13 protein-coding genes are annotated in these 13732 nt (G+C 46.3%); 7 read left to right on the top strand and 6 right to left on the bottom strand.

Annotation, left to right across the window (positions count from 1 at the left end):
* Positions 1-23: 23 nt before the first annotated feature.
* From ruvB to aspS, 5 genes are read right to left on the bottom strand one after another with little or no spacing between them, the layout of a single operon-like run.
* On the bottom strand, positions 24-1034 hold the full coding sequence (ruvB, locus tag AC1HDP_RS03820) for a Holliday junction branch migration DNA helicase RuvB (RefSeq protein ID WP_140932547.1): 1011 nt from the start codon (positions 1032-1034) through the stop codon (positions 24-26).
* An 8-nt stretch (positions 1035-1042) separates the two neighbouring features.
* Positions 1043-1660 (bottom strand): Holliday junction branch migration protein RuvA, encoded by a 618-nt coding sequence (ruvA, locus tag AC1HDP_RS03815; RefSeq protein ID WP_479637728.1) that lies wholly within the window; start codon positions 1658-1660, stop codon positions 1043-1045.
* Complete coding sequence (gene ruvC / locus AC1HDP_RS03810) at positions 1657-2178, bottom strand: crossover junction endodeoxyribonuclease RuvC (protein WP_479637727.1); 522 nt, start codon at positions 2176-2178, stop codon at positions 1657-1659. The genes ruvA and ruvC overlap by 4 nt, the downstream gene beginning before the upstream one ends.
* An 8-nt stretch (positions 2179-2186) precedes the next feature.
* Positions 2187-2933 (bottom strand): YebC/PmpR family DNA-binding transcriptional regulator, encoded by a 747-nt coding sequence (locus tag AC1HDP_RS03805; protein WP_479637726.1) that lies wholly within the window; start codon positions 2931-2933, stop codon positions 2187-2189.
* Positions 2934-2992: 59 nt separating this feature from the next.
* Positions 2993-4771, bottom strand: a complete 1779-nt coding sequence (gene aspS, locus AC1HDP_RS03800; protein WP_140932543.1) for an aspartate--tRNA ligase — start codon at positions 4769-4771, stop codon at positions 2993-2995.
* A gap of 464 nt (positions 4772-5235) precedes the next feature.
* On the opposite strand from aspS, the gene cmoA reads away from it, so the two are divergent.
* From cmoA to AC1HDP_RS03765, 7 genes are read left to right on the top strand one after another with little or no spacing between them, the layout of a single operon-like run.
* Complete coding sequence (gene cmoA, locus AC1HDP_RS03795; protein WP_479637725.1) at positions 5236-5967, top strand: carboxy-S-adenosyl-L-methionine synthase CmoA; 732 nt, start codon at positions 5236-5238, stop codon at positions 5965-5967.
* Positions 5964-6956: a tRNA 5-methoxyuridine(34)/uridine 5-oxyacetic acid(34) synthase CmoB gene (gene cmoB, locus AC1HDP_RS03790; protein ID WP_479637724.1), complete on the top strand. Its 993-nt coding sequence runs from the start codon at positions 5964-5966 to the stop codon at positions 6954-6956. Before cmoA ends, cmoB begins: the two co-directional genes overlap by 4 nt.
* 52 nt (positions 6957-7008) lie before the next feature.
* The gene (locus AC1HDP_RS03785; RefSeq protein ID WP_479637723.1) at positions 7009-7758 is read left to right on the top strand and encodes an ATP-dependent zinc protease family protein; all 750 of its coding nucleotides are present in this window, start codon (positions 7009-7011) and stop codon (positions 7756-7758) included.
* 9 nt (positions 7759-7767) lie between these two features.
* The gene (locus AC1HDP_RS03780) at positions 7768-9273 is read left to right on the top strand and encodes an inactive transglutaminase family protein (RefSeq protein WP_479637722.1); all 1506 of its coding nucleotides are present in this window, start codon (positions 7768-7770) and stop codon (positions 9271-9273) included.
* A 2-nt stretch (positions 9274-9275) separates the two neighbouring features.
* Positions 9276-10229: an alpha-L-glutamate ligase-like protein gene (locus AC1HDP_RS03775; RefSeq protein WP_479637721.1), complete on the top strand. Its 954-nt coding sequence runs from the start codon at positions 9276-9278 to the stop codon at positions 10227-10229.
* Positions 10226-12088 carry a hypothetical protein gene (locus tag AC1HDP_RS03770; RefSeq protein ID WP_479637720.1) on the top strand — a complete coding sequence of 621 codons (1863 nt, stop codon included), beginning with the start codon at positions 10226-10228 and terminating at the stop codon, positions 12086-12088. The genes AC1HDP_RS03775 and AC1HDP_RS03770 overlap by 4 nt, the downstream gene beginning before the upstream one ends.
* Complete coding sequence (locus AC1HDP_RS03765) at positions 12024-13178, top strand: DUF3541 domain-containing protein (protein WP_479637719.1); 1155 nt, start codon at positions 12024-12026, stop codon at positions 13176-13178. The genes AC1HDP_RS03770 and AC1HDP_RS03765 overlap by 65 nt, the downstream gene beginning before the upstream one ends.
* A gap of 99 nt (positions 13179-13277) precedes the next feature.
* On the opposite strand, the gene AC1HDP_RS03760 is transcribed toward AC1HDP_RS03765, so the two are convergent.
* A complete protein-coding gene (locus AC1HDP_RS03760; RefSeq protein WP_479637718.1) occupies positions 13278-13613 on the bottom strand; it encodes an FKBP-type peptidyl-prolyl cis-trans isomerase in 336 nt (111 codons plus the stop codon).
* Positions 13614-13732 lie beyond the last annotated feature (119 nt).

Raw genomic sequence — 13732 nt, 5'->3', positions numbered from 1 at the left:
CAATGATATTGACTAGGCTGAATTTATGCTTGCGGACGCGTTAAGCCAAAATGCATGTAAGCGCGATCGCTCGCTATACGCCCCCTTGGGGTGCGCTGCACAAAGCCTTGTTGGATTAAGAAAGGCTCGAGTACATCTTCAATGGTCTCGCGCTCTTCACCAATGGCAGCGGCGAGGTTATCAAGCCCTACAGGGCCACCGCCAAACTTATCGATTATGGCTAGCAGTAATTTTCTATCCATAAAATCAAAGCCTTCAGCATCAACATCGAGTAAGTTAAGCGCTTGCTCAGCCACATAGGCATTAATCACACCATCATGCTGAACTTCGGCGTAATCGCGCACGCGTCTTAATAAGCGGTTGGCAATTCGCGGCGTACCGCGGGCACGTTTGGCGAGCTCTTTAGCGCCATCGGTATCCATTTCAACGCCCATTACCCGCGCGCTGCGACTCACAATAGTGGCTAAGTCATCAACATTGTAAAACTCAAGCCGCAATGGAATACCAAAGCGGGCACGCAGCGGCGAAGTTAATGACCCCGCGCGCGTGGTCGCGCCAATTAAGGTAAAAGGCGGTAAATCGAGCTTGATAGAACGGGCCGCTGGGCCCTCTCCTATCATAATATCGAGCTGATAATCTTCCATAGCTGGATATAAGATTTCTTCAACCACTGGGCTTAATCGATGAATTTCATCGATAAACAGCACATCGCCTTCTTCAAGGTTAGTGAGTAATGCCGCGAGATCGCCTGCTTTTTCCAGCACAGGCCCAGAAGTGGATTTAATATTCACGCCCATTTCATTGGCAACTATCATCGCCATGGTGGTTTTGCCTAAACCTGGTGGGCCGTAGATCAACATGTGATCTAAAGCTTCACCACGATTTTTAGCCGCTTGAATAAACACGGCTAATTGGCCACGCGCCTCATTTTGGCCTGTGTATTCACTCAATAATTTAGGCCGCATAGCGCGGTCAATTACTTCCTCTTGTTGTCCTTGCGCTGCAGGATAAATGAGGCGATCGGCTTCTATCATATCAAACCTTATAACATGGTCTTAAGGGCGGCTTTAATCAGGGTTTCACTGTCCATGTCAACCGTCATGACTTGACTTACCACTCGGCTTGCCTGCGCTGGCTTATAGCCAAGTGACAATAACGCGGCAATGGCATCTTCTTCAGCGCTGTTAGCTTGCGGTACAGGCTTAAAGTTAGACTGCAACACAAACTCTTTTTCGTTGCCCGTGGATGCGGCCATTAACGATTTAAGCTTATCGCGCATTTCAACCAGTAAACGCTCGGCAGTTTTCTTACCAACCCCAGGTAACTTCACTAAGGTGGCAACATCATCGCGCTCTACACTTTGCACAAATTCACTGGCCGTCATACCAGATAAAATGGTTAACGCTAATTTCGGGCCAACACCGTTGGTTTTAATCAACAAACGAAATAAGGCGCGCTCTTGCTTATTAATAAAGCCATAAAGCAACTGCGCATCTTCGCGCACGACAAAGTGGGTATAAATGGTCACAGATTGTTGCAGCTCAGGTAACTCATAAAAACAGCTAAGCGGCATTTGAACTTCGTAACCTACGCCGATCACGTCAATTAATACATCTGGTGCTTGTTTTTCTAACAAGACTCCTTGCAGTCGACCTATCATTTATATCTTCCATAGCTGCGTGAACTTGCTCGGCCGCCCAAGGCCACCAAGCTTTGATTGGTGTGATAATGACACATGGCTACTGCCAATGCATCTGCGGCGTCGGCTTGCGGCGCCGCTGGTAATTTTAATAAGGCTGTAACCATATGCTGCACTTGTGCTTTTTCAGCGCGTCCCGTCCCGACTACCGAGTTTTTTATCTGAGTGGCGGTATATTCAGCAACCGGTAAATCACCATTCATGGCCGCGACTATGGCGGCGCCACGCGCCTGCCCTAGTTTTAACGCGGAATCGGCATTTTTTGCCATAAAGACTTTTTCGATGGCAAATTCATCGGGCTGAAACTGAGTAATGATTTGGGTAAGACCATCAAAAATTTGCTTTAGGCGCAAAGGTAATTGATCGGATGAAGTGCGGATACAACCGCTGCCCAAATAGATTTGTTGCCGACCGACGCACTTGATAACGCCATAACCTGTGATCCTTGAACCTGGATCAACACCCAATATGATGGCCATAAGCTCCCTTAAACTAGCGTGTCCATGACGTCGTCGCTGATATCAGCGTTGTGATACACCTCTTGCACATCATCATTATCTTCAAGGATATCTATCAATCGCAAAAATGTCGGCGCGCTATCGGCATCAAGCTGAGCTTTAGTTGCTGGCACCATAGTAACTTCGGCATTGATGGCGTCAAAGTTTGCGGCATCTAGACTATCTTTTACTGCACCAAAATTTTCTGGCTGGGTAAAGACATCGACCGAGCCATCGTCATGAATCACAATATCATCAGCGCCAGCGTCAAGCGCCGCGTCCATCAGAGCGTCTTCATCGACACTGGCAGCAAATGAAATCAAGCCAAGCTTAGTAAAGAGGTAGGCAACACTGCCATCTGTACCTAAGTTACCACCGGATTTAGAAAATGCATTTCTAACGGCAGAGACAGTGCGATTGCGATTATCTGTCATGCATTCAACCATCACGGCAGTGCCACCTGGGCCATAACCTTCATACACTATGGTTTCTAAGGCGGCGCCATCGGTTTCACCAGCGCCACGTTTAACGGCGCGCTCAACGGTATCGCGCGTCATGTTATTAGATAAGGCTTTATCTATGGCGGCGCGTAATCTTGGATTGGCATCGGGATCTGAACCACCTTCGCGGGCAGAGACGGTCAGTTCTCGAATAAATTTAGTAAAGAGTTTACCGCGTTTAGCATCTTGCGCCGCTTTGCGATGCTTAATGTTATCCCACTTGCTATGTCCGGCCATAGTGTTCTCCTCAGACCCTATAAAAACAAACCGAGGCATCAGCCTCGGTGTTGGGTTAGTTATGCGTCTTTCGCATCGGCCTTTGGCAGCACACCAATACCTAAATCAACCAACTGTTGTGGATTGGCATAACCAGGAGCATTAGTCAGCGGACACGCAGCAGTGGTAGTCTTAGGGAAAGCCATCACATCACGGATTGACTGAGCACCAGTCATCAACATGATTAAACGGTCTAAACCGAACGCTAAACCAGCATGCGGCGGCGTACCGTAACGTAAGGCTTCTAACAAGAAACCAAACTTTTCAGTCGCTTCTTCATCTTCAATGCCCAAAATACGGAATACCGTGCTTTGCATGTCTTGATGATGAATACGCACTGAACCGCCACCTAATTCACAACCGTTCAGTACCATGTCGTAAGCATCTGATACTGCATTAGCAGGATCGGCCGCTAATTCTTCTGCAGTAACACCGCTTGGCGCAGTGAATGGGTGATGAACGGCATATAAGCGGCCATCGGCTTCTTCAAACATAGGGAAGTCAACCACCCACATTGGGCGCCACTCACCTTGCAGTAAGTTTAAGTCTTCGCCTAACTTCAAGCGCAATGCGCCCAGAGCTTCAGCCACTACGTTAGCTTTATCAGCGCCAAACATCAGGATATCGCCATCAGTCGCACCAGTGCGAGCTATGATGCCATCAACCATTTCTTTGGTTAAGAACTTAAGTACTGGTGATTGAATGCCTTCCATGCCAAGGCTTACATCATTGATTTTCATCCAAGCTAAGCCTTTGGCACCGTAGATACCAACAAACTTAGTATAATCGTCAATTTGCTTACGGCTTAAGCTCGCGCCATTAGGAACACGAATAACAGCAACGCGACCTTTTGGATCTTCAGCTGGGCCTTTAAATACAGCAAACTCAACACCCTGCAGTAAATCAGCCACATCCACTAATTCTAACGGGTTACGTAAGTCAGGCTTATCAGAGCCAAAGCGACGCATAGCTTCGTGCCAAGTCATGCGTGGGAATTCACCCAAATCAACATTCATCAGCTCTAAGAATAAACCGCGGATCATTTCTTCAGTCTTAGCCATCACTTGCTCAGATGACATGAATGAAGTTTCGATATCGATTTGGGTAAATTCTGGCTGACGGTCAGCACGTAAATCTTCATCACGGAAGCATTTTACGATTTGATAGTATCTATCAAAGCCAGACATCATCAGTAATTGCTTAAATAACTGTGGTGATTGTGGCAGAGCGAAAAACTGACCTTTATAAGTACGGCTTGGGACTAAATAGTCGCGCGCGCCTTCTGGCGTTGCCTTAGTTAAAATCGGCGTTTCAATATCTAAGAAGCCATTGCTATCTAAGAAGCGGCGCACAGCGCTGGTCACTTTAGCGCGGAAAACCAAGCGGTCAGCCATTTCTGGGCGACGTAAATCTAAGTAACGATACTTAAGGCGTTGCTCTTCTGAGTTGTTTTGGAAGTTATCCATGCTCAGTGGCAGCGGTGCAGAAGCATTGATAATGGTTAAGTCTTTACCCAGAATCTCAATTTCACCCGTTTTCATGTCGGCCTTGATTTGTGAATCAGGGCGAGCACGAACTAGACCTTTAACTTGTACGCAGAACTCGCTACGTAAACTGCTAGCCAATTCAAAAATTTCTGCTAAATCTGGATCATAAACAACTTGGACCAAGCCTTCGCGGTCACGCAGGTCTAAAAAGATCACGCCACCCAAATCACGGCTGCGGTTAACCCAACCGACTAAGGTAACTTCTTGTCCAAGATGAGACTTATTGACGTCTCCACAATAATGAGTGCGCATCTAACTCTATCCTTTATCCGGTGACCGGCAAGTGGAAAAACTGATTACAAAATAAGACTGGCATTATAGAGAAATTATCTCGATTACCAAAGTCCTTCTAGGTTAGTCGGTGAACTAACAAGCAGTTTATGAATGAATTTGCTCATAATTACTCAGTTTTGTGCCACATCCTCGTCATTTGCTTGGCAAGCCCTACTGGAATCACGCCCGCTTTGCCGTAATCGCAGGCAATCTCGTTAACATTATCGAAGGCTGCGCAAACCCCAGGTTAACAAATTGCTATCAGAGCAAATCCTTAACAAGAAAATCTTAATAAAAACGCAGCGATCAGGTTAATGATTTGTTGCGCAAGAACTGGCTGAGCCGATTCGCGCTAAAAATCTGGTAAATAAGCCGCACTGCGCTTGCCGCTAAAGCCGAGCATTCGCTAAAATAAGCACTTATCCATAACTATTGAGTATGAGATGCATTCTTCTCAAGACACTATTTATGCGCAGGCAACCGATGTTATCGCCGATTTTGCCTTCGACAGCCGGGTCGCTGGTGTGTTCAATGACATGATCCGTCGCTCAGTTCCAGGTTATAGCCAAATTATCAATACCCTCGCCGATTTCGCTGATCGTTTTGTGACGCCAAAAAGTCAAGTCTATGATTTAGGTTGTTCATTAGGTTCTGCCACGTTAAGCGTTCGCCGTAAAATTGAAGGCCGCCAAGTTAAAATAATCGCGGTCGATAACAGCCAATCAATGCTGGACAGATGCCAAGAAAACCTCAATGCCTATCGCAGCGATATTGAAGTGGAATTACTGTGCGCCGACATTCGTCATGTTAATTTTAGCGACGCTTCCATGGTTATCTTAAACTTCACCTTGCAGTTTTTACCGCCAGAAGACAGAGACGCCTTAATTGCCTCTATTTATCAAGGTATGCAACCAGGGGCTATCTTGGTCATCTCTGAAAAACTCAGATTTGAAGATGAAGTCACTCAGCAACTGCTCGATGAACTGCATTTAGATTTTAAACGCGCCAATGGTTACAGTGAGCTTGAGATCAGTCAAAAGCGCAGTGCTCTGGAAAATGTGATGAAACCAGACACCATAGAAACTCACAAACAGCGTTTACTTACCACAGGTTTTAGTCATTTTAGTCCGTGGTTCCAGTGTTTTAACTTTACTTCCATGGTGGCCATTAAGTGATAAGTTTCAGTAGCTTCTATAAACAAATTGCCGATTCTAATTTACAACATTGGCTCGAAACCTTGCCTGCCATTTTAGGCGAATGGCAACGCAACCATAAGCATGGCAATCTGCCTAAATGGGAAAAAGTGCTGCATAAGCTTAACTTCTCAGCGCCAGATACTGTTGATCTCATAGATAGTGTCACTATAGGCTCAGGCCAGCAGTTAGCGGCCGGCGAGCAGCAAAAACTGGAAAACTTGTTACGCATGTTTTCGCCATGGCGCAAAGGTCCGTTTCATATTCACGGTATTCATATTGATACTGAGTGGCGCTCAGATTGGAAATGGGATCGAGTATTACCCCATATTTCACCCTTAAAAAACCGCACAGTGCTTGATGTTGGCTGCGGCAGTGGTTATCACATGTGGCGTATGCTGGGCGCAGGCGCCAAACGCGTGGTTGGCATTGACCCATCCCCTTTATTCTTATGCCAGTTTGAAGCGGTTAAGCGTTTAGAAGGCTCAGATAAGCCCGTGCATTTATTACCACTAGGCATAGAAGAATTACCACCACTGGATGCCTTTGATACCGTATTCTCTATGGGCGTTTTGTACCATAGACGCTCGCCCATCGATCATTTACTGCAACTGCGCGACCAATTGCGTAACGATGGCGAGCTAGTGCTTGAAACCTTAGTTGTCGATGGCGATGAAAATACTGTGCTGTTACCAAGCGATCGTTATGGCAAGATGAATAACGTCTGGTTTTTACCTTCAGTTGCGGCCTTAACTTTATGGCTCGAAAAATGTGACTTTACTGATGTTCGCTGCGTCAATTTAGATGTGACCTCATTAGCCGAGCAGCGCAGCACTGACTGGATGCCGAATGAATCTTTGGTCGATTATCTCGCTAGCGATGATATGACTCGAACCGTTGAAGGCTATCCAGCGCCAAAACGCGCGACCATAATTGCCCGCAAGTTAGCGAGTAATTTACAAACGGCATGAGCCTTTTAATGTGCTGTTAAGCATGCACAACATAGTTAATGGAACCCTCGCTATGATAAAAACCAATATCACCCTCGCCGCCAGCTTATTAGTGTTATCGGGTTGTGCCATGACGGCCAAGCAACCAGAAATTCCAGCGCTGACTGAAACGCAATTAGCAACCAATTTGCAGCAACAACAAGCGGCGTTAGTGGCGGCGATTAACAGCGCCTGCCAAGGCCAGCAGCTGCGGATGGATGTGCTTCATCAAGATTTAAGCGACTTAAAAAATCAAGTTGGCAGCATCAATACTGAGGTCCCGCCTGTGATAGTCACTGAACCTGCCACTTGCCCAGAAGACAGCATTGGCGAAAAGATTATTCTTGGTCAAGTTGAATTTGTGTTTGTCGATGAGCTGCAAGCAGGTTTTGATACTCGCATTGATACTGGCGCTGAATCTTCGTCACTGGATGCCAGAAACATCATATTGTTTGAACGTGATGGTCAGCAATGGGTGCGCTTTGATGTCAATGTTGATGGTAGTGATGCTCCATTAAAAACTTTTGAATCTAAGGTGGAGCGTTTTGTACGCATTAAAGGCGATGAAGCCACCAGTAATGATGACAGACGCCCAGTCATTACGGCCCATTTGCAGATTGGCGCTTATAAAGCGCAAACCTCATTAAACCTCAATAATCGCAGTGGTCTTGAATATCAATTACTGCTGGGACGTAAGTTCATGAAAGATATTGCGGTTGTCGATGTTAGCCAAGCCTTTTTACATGGCAAGTCTATTCCATCTCCGACTAAAAACGCTAAATAAGGACGACGGATGCAATCTCGAACCCCCTTTTATATTCTCGTAGCTCTGCTATTAATTACAGGCATTGGCTCTAGTGTGTATCGCGGCATTGAACACAAGGTGCCATTTTTACCAGGCAAACAAATTCAAAGCTGGGCGGTGGATGCCAAAGTCAGTTTTCAAGGAACTGGCGAGCCTGCTGAAGTCTCTTTTAGTTTACCCCAAGATCCAGCCTTTGAAGTCTTAGCCCAAAATGCTAGCTCGCCAGGTTACGGTATGACCATTGGTGAAAATCAAGGCCAAAGACGGGTGATCTGGTCTAGCCGCCAAGCCATAGGCACGCAAGACTTATATTATCGTTTAACCTTAGTGCCAACAGGTAAAGCTGAGATCCTTACCGATATTGCGCCGCCAACCCCAGAGCCTTTCTTATGGCCAGCCACTGAATTAACCGCGGCTAAGCAAGTGACAGATTCCGCTTGGGAGCGCAGTGCCAGTAATCTTTCATTCGCCCAACAGTTACTAAAAGCCATTAGCGCAAAAGAACGCACGCAGAACATGGAGTTATTATTATCCAATAACTCAGCGACTCAGTTATTTGTGCGCTTATTGCAAAACAAAGGCATAGCGGCCCATGAAGTCAGTGCGCTTAAATTAGAAGATCAGCGCCGCCGGCAATCACTAAGCCCTATGGCCGAAGTGTACCAAGACGGTCAATGGTATCTGTTTGATGTAGTCGCTGGCACTCAAGGTCGCAGCGATGACATGTTACTGTGGGAGCGCAATGGAAAGTCAGTGTTAGATGTGGTTGGTGGTATCAATTCTCAAGTTAGCTTTTCTATGCTGCAAGATACTCGCAGCGCACTAGCCACTTCGATTGCTATGATGCGCAATGCTAACGATCTGGATTTTTCACTCTATTCATTGCCGCTTGAAGAGCAAAACCTGTTTAAAGGCATCTTGTTAATCCCGGTCGGCGTATTAATAGTAGTGTTTTTACGAGTGATTATCGGCTTTAGAACCTCTGGTACTTTTATGCCAGTATTAATCGCCCTCGCCTTTATTCAAACCACGCTATTAACTGGCCTTGTGGGCTTTTTGCTAGTGGTTGCCTTTGGCTTAATGATCCGCTCATACCTATCTAAGCTCAATTTATTGCTGATCTCGCGAATATCCGCGGTCATTATTGTAGTGATAGGCATCATAGGGCTCTTTACTATTTTGTCGTTTAAGTTCGGTTTAAGTGAAGGCCTGACCATTACCTTCTTCCCTATGATTATTCTGGCATGGACCATTGAGCGCATGTCGATTTTATGGGAAGAAGAAGGCCCGAAAGAAGTCGTTATTCAAGGCGGTGGCAGCTTATTAGTCGCCACCTTAGCTTACTTAGCGATGAGCGCCGTATGGGTACAACATTGGGTATTTAACTTCTTAGGCATTCATTTAGTGATCTTGGCATTGGTGCTGATAATGGGCCAATATACTGGTTATAAAGTGCTTGAATTAAAACGCTTTAAGCCTCTAGCTGGAGAATAACTATGATGTTCACCTCGCCATGGAAGCTTAAAGCCGCGGGCGTGCTTAGCATGAACAAGCGCAATATTGATTATATTTCGCGCTACAACCCGCGTAAATTTTACAAACGGGTTGATGACAAGCTGATTACTAAGCAATTGGCGCTGGCGAATAATATTGCAGTGCCTGATCTCATCGGCGTAATTGCCCAGCAGCACCAAATTGCGAGTATTCCGGCCATGCTAGCCGGTCACGATGGCTTTGTGATCAAGCCATCAAAAGGCTCGGGCGGCAAAGGTATTTTAGTGATCACTCAAGTGGCTAATGGCCGCTTTTATAAGCCAAGTGGTCAGGAAGTGACCCCAAGCGAGATAGACAGACACGCCTCCAATATCTTGAGTGGTTTGTTTTCTCTGGGTGGTAAATCCGATGTAGCGATTGTTGAGGGGCTTATCCAATTCGACCCTGTGTTTGATGGCTTTAGCTATGAAGGCGTACCTGATATTCGCTTAATCGTGTTTAAAGGTTACCCTGTCATGGGGATGCTGCGCTTATCAACCAGCGCCTCTGATGGTAAAGCTAACTTACACCAAGGAGCTGTAGGGGTTGGTCTTGATATTACCACCGGTCGCGGCATTCGCGCGGTGCAGTTTAATCAGCCGATTGTGCACCATCCAGACACCGGCCTTGATCTGGTTAAAATCCAAGTGCCGCACTGGGATACCTTGCTGCATACCGCATCAAGCGCTTATGAAATGAGTGAGCTTGGCTATCTTGGCACTGATATGGTGCTGGATAAAAATCGCGGCCCTTTGATGTTAGAGCTCAATGCCCGCCCAGGCCTTGCCATTCAAATCGCTAATGGCATAGGTATTTTGCCAAGATTGCAGCATGTTGAATCGCTGCGTGGCAAACCCTTATCGGTTGAAGAGCGTGTCGCTTACGCTAAAATCCATTTTGGTACTGCCACCCCATGAGGCCAGCAGTCCTTATTGGTCTTAGGCTAGCGAGCCTACTTGTGTGCTGCGGGTCGTTATCGACCTTAGCAGCCGCAAGCTCAGTAAATCCTTCTTTACTCGCGACATCCGCACCAGAATCATCTTTATCAGCAACCGCCTCATCAGCAATATATGATTTAGATAAGAGCATCTTAACTAAGCCATCTTGCGAGTCCTTATTAACGCCGGCAGCACCATTAATGTTAGATAAGGATATTAATCTTGCGGCGCAGCAACTTGATGATGTGCTTAAACCCTTGAGCACTCTTTATTTTAGGCTTGCTCTTAGTAACCAACCGTCACTTAGCGCCAATCGCCGCGCACTATTAACCCGCTGCCAAATTCTATTGGCCGACCGCCTGCAAACAATTATCAATAGCGCGCCAGTACAAGCTTGGCTGCCACGCGCTTTTGTCGCGCAAAATTTAGATATCCAGCAGTTTGCGAAGCGCATAGCGGCACTTAATCGCCAAAAATTAGCGCCAAAGCAAAAAGGGTTAGTTGCAAGCATTGACGCCAGTATTCAATATCATCTAGCAAGCTCAGATTTTTCATTATCAATAGCCGGGGCTAATTGCCTTACTTGGCAAAATGATAGTGTGCCTCCCACCGCCCAACTGGCGCGTTACTTACTTAATGAACCAAACGCGCTGTGCCGCCAAGGCTTATGGGAGGCGTATCATTTACGGGCGCAGGCGCATAACCAACAAGCGTTAGGGACTTTGCAAGCTATCCGCAAGCAACAAGCAAATCTTCAAAAACACGACAACTTTAATGATTTGCAGCTCTATGGCACTCATATGGCAAACCCAACCGATCGCCAGCAATTTATCTCAGGACTAGTCAATAGCGCGCAAGTAAGTCGCACTTTAACGGTGGCGCCTTGGAGCTTATATCAAGCCCTAGCTAAACAGCCTAAAACCGCATTGAGCGCTATGTCCAGCGATATACTGCTCAATGCTTGGCGGCAAAAATTGCAAACCTTGGGCTTTGACATAGAAACTAGCGAGCACGGCTGGGCTATCCGTTATCAGCGCCAGCTGCTAGGCATACTTGAGCTTAACCATAATGATGCTCAACCAGAGCCAACTCCCCCTAAATTGCACGCAAAACCTCACGCTAAATCGCACGCGCCGGCGCAAATGCATATTATTAGCCTAGCCGCACGGCCAAGCGCACACGCTCAGGTAGTGCTCAGTTATCCACGTTCAGTCAATAGCCTAAGTCAGGTATCGCAATTGTTAGGGCAATTGGCTAAGGCGATAGTAACTATTAGTGCCAGCAGTCAATTTAGTCTCAATAATCATAATGAACTTATTGGCGATAGCGATTTACTCGCAAAAGAGTGGCTTATTCAACTGCTGCAGCCAGTAGCGGATACTTGGTTCAGAACTGGCGCTAGAGACACTACCTTGGCTCGCTATCAAGCCCATTGGCAATTATTTCAAGCGGCGGCGGCCCTTAAGTTTTATGGCGATGATATTAATCTAGCATCGCTATTTACTGACTTATTTGGCGAGGCGTGGCCGAACGCTGATATTGCCTATTACGGGTTTTCGAGTATTACCACAGGGGCGCATCAGCTCAGTCAATTGTGGGCACAGGCTATGAGTCAGCAGCTTTATCAAGCCAGTCAAGATTGCCGACAACAGGCAGACATGGCGATTACGCAATTATTAGTGATTAATCCGCAGCACTTGCCCTTAACCACCAGATTGGCACCATTATTACCGGCAGCTTCCCTTGGGAATTTCGCCATAGGGAGTTCTTATCATGTTAACTATGCTCATTCATCCACGCACCCTAAGCGCACTTTGTCTTTGTGTTCTAAGTTATAACGCCTTAGCGCAAGATAAGTCGCAGCTTGAAACACGGCCACAATCGGTGCATCAAGTAAACGCGCCGACTGAGGAAGCAGGCGCACAAGCACAGCAATGGCAGCACATAGCCACAAGCATTCAACACCATCTTGAAGATAACTTGTATCAATTACCACCGCGGGTATTAGGTCATTACGGGATCAGAATGTATCGCATGACTGGCAATGACAAATATGCCAATGCAGCGTTAACCGATTTGTTTGTCATTAGCGAAAATCAAAGCTTCTATGCTTGTAAGCTCAAAGATAAGGCGTTTGTCGCTGAGCAGTCGCAGCTTGCCATTGATGCACTCGGTAAGGGCCCGCGGGCGAAGGCGCGCAAAAAGGCATTGGCGCCCTTCCCTGAATTCTTGTTCTATACCGATATTTTACTGCGCACTGCCAGTCGCATTGATGAATTTGGTTTACAAGGCCCTTGTCATCAAGAACTGATTAATGCCCTAAAAGCCACGGACTTAAAAACCGGCTTAACTGATCCAGCCATGATTAAATCTTGGGCGGCGCAGCTAATAAACTATGTCTATTGGGCCAAGCAACTTGGGGTTGGTGATTATATTGATGTTTATAAACAGGCATTTAATCAAGTTTACCCAGCGTCAAACGATGCCAAGTTAACTAAAGCGCAATTTAGAAATAAGTTATATGGCATGACTCATTTCATTTTTGCGGCCAGTGGTTACTATCAAAAAGATGTTGATGCTAAAGAGTTTGCGTGGATTTTATCTTATTTTGACGCCAATATTGAGCGGATTTTAACTGACGCAACGGCGGATATTATCACTGAGGTTGGGATCAGCTTTTTACTCGCAGGCCAAGATAATCACCCTGTGGTAGCAAAAACAAAAGCGGCCATCGCGGCGCGTTATCAAGCAGATTTACAGGTGATCCCATCGCCTCGAGGCAATCCAGATCTGACCTCGGGTGAGCATAGAAACGTACTGGCGATTATGCTATTTAACTGGCCAGAGCGTTTGCATCCAGGGCCAAAACTTGCGGAACTCAAGGTCACTAAAAAGCTATTACCTAAACAGGTGACAGTAGCTAACTAAGCCAAGCCACTGAATCTAATCCACTCAAAACTTTCCCAATATAAAATCGAGCCAATTGGCTCGATTTTATATTACACGCGTGTTATTGCTAGGGCTTACTTAATCACGAGTCAATACTTCAAACAACTCAACCTCAAAATTAAGGTTGGAATTAGCAGGAATAAGTGCGCCCATTTGACGCTCACCATAAGCTAAGTGGGCTGGTACGTTCAATTGACGCTTACCGCCAACTTTCATACCCATCATACCTTGATCCCAACCTTTAATCACACGACCAGTACCAATGACACATTGGAACGCTTGACCGCGCTTGTGCGATGAATCAAACACGGTTCCATCATCTAAAGTGCCGGTATAATGCAAGGTGATCAAAGCGCCCTTGACGACTTCTTTACCATCACCAACAACTATGTCGTTAACCACTAATTCGTTCATGTCTTTTCTCTGTATAAACACTACTTTTTGATGCGCCATAATATCACAGCAGAACTTTTGCCTCATGGCTTGGGCGTCCGCAACAGGAAAAATGCGCGCCATCGCACAATTTAACTGCG

The sequence above is a fragment of the Shewanella sp. ISS20 genome, from assembly GCF_056522965.1.
This window is presented reverse-complemented; position numbering and strand designations above follow the sequence as displayed.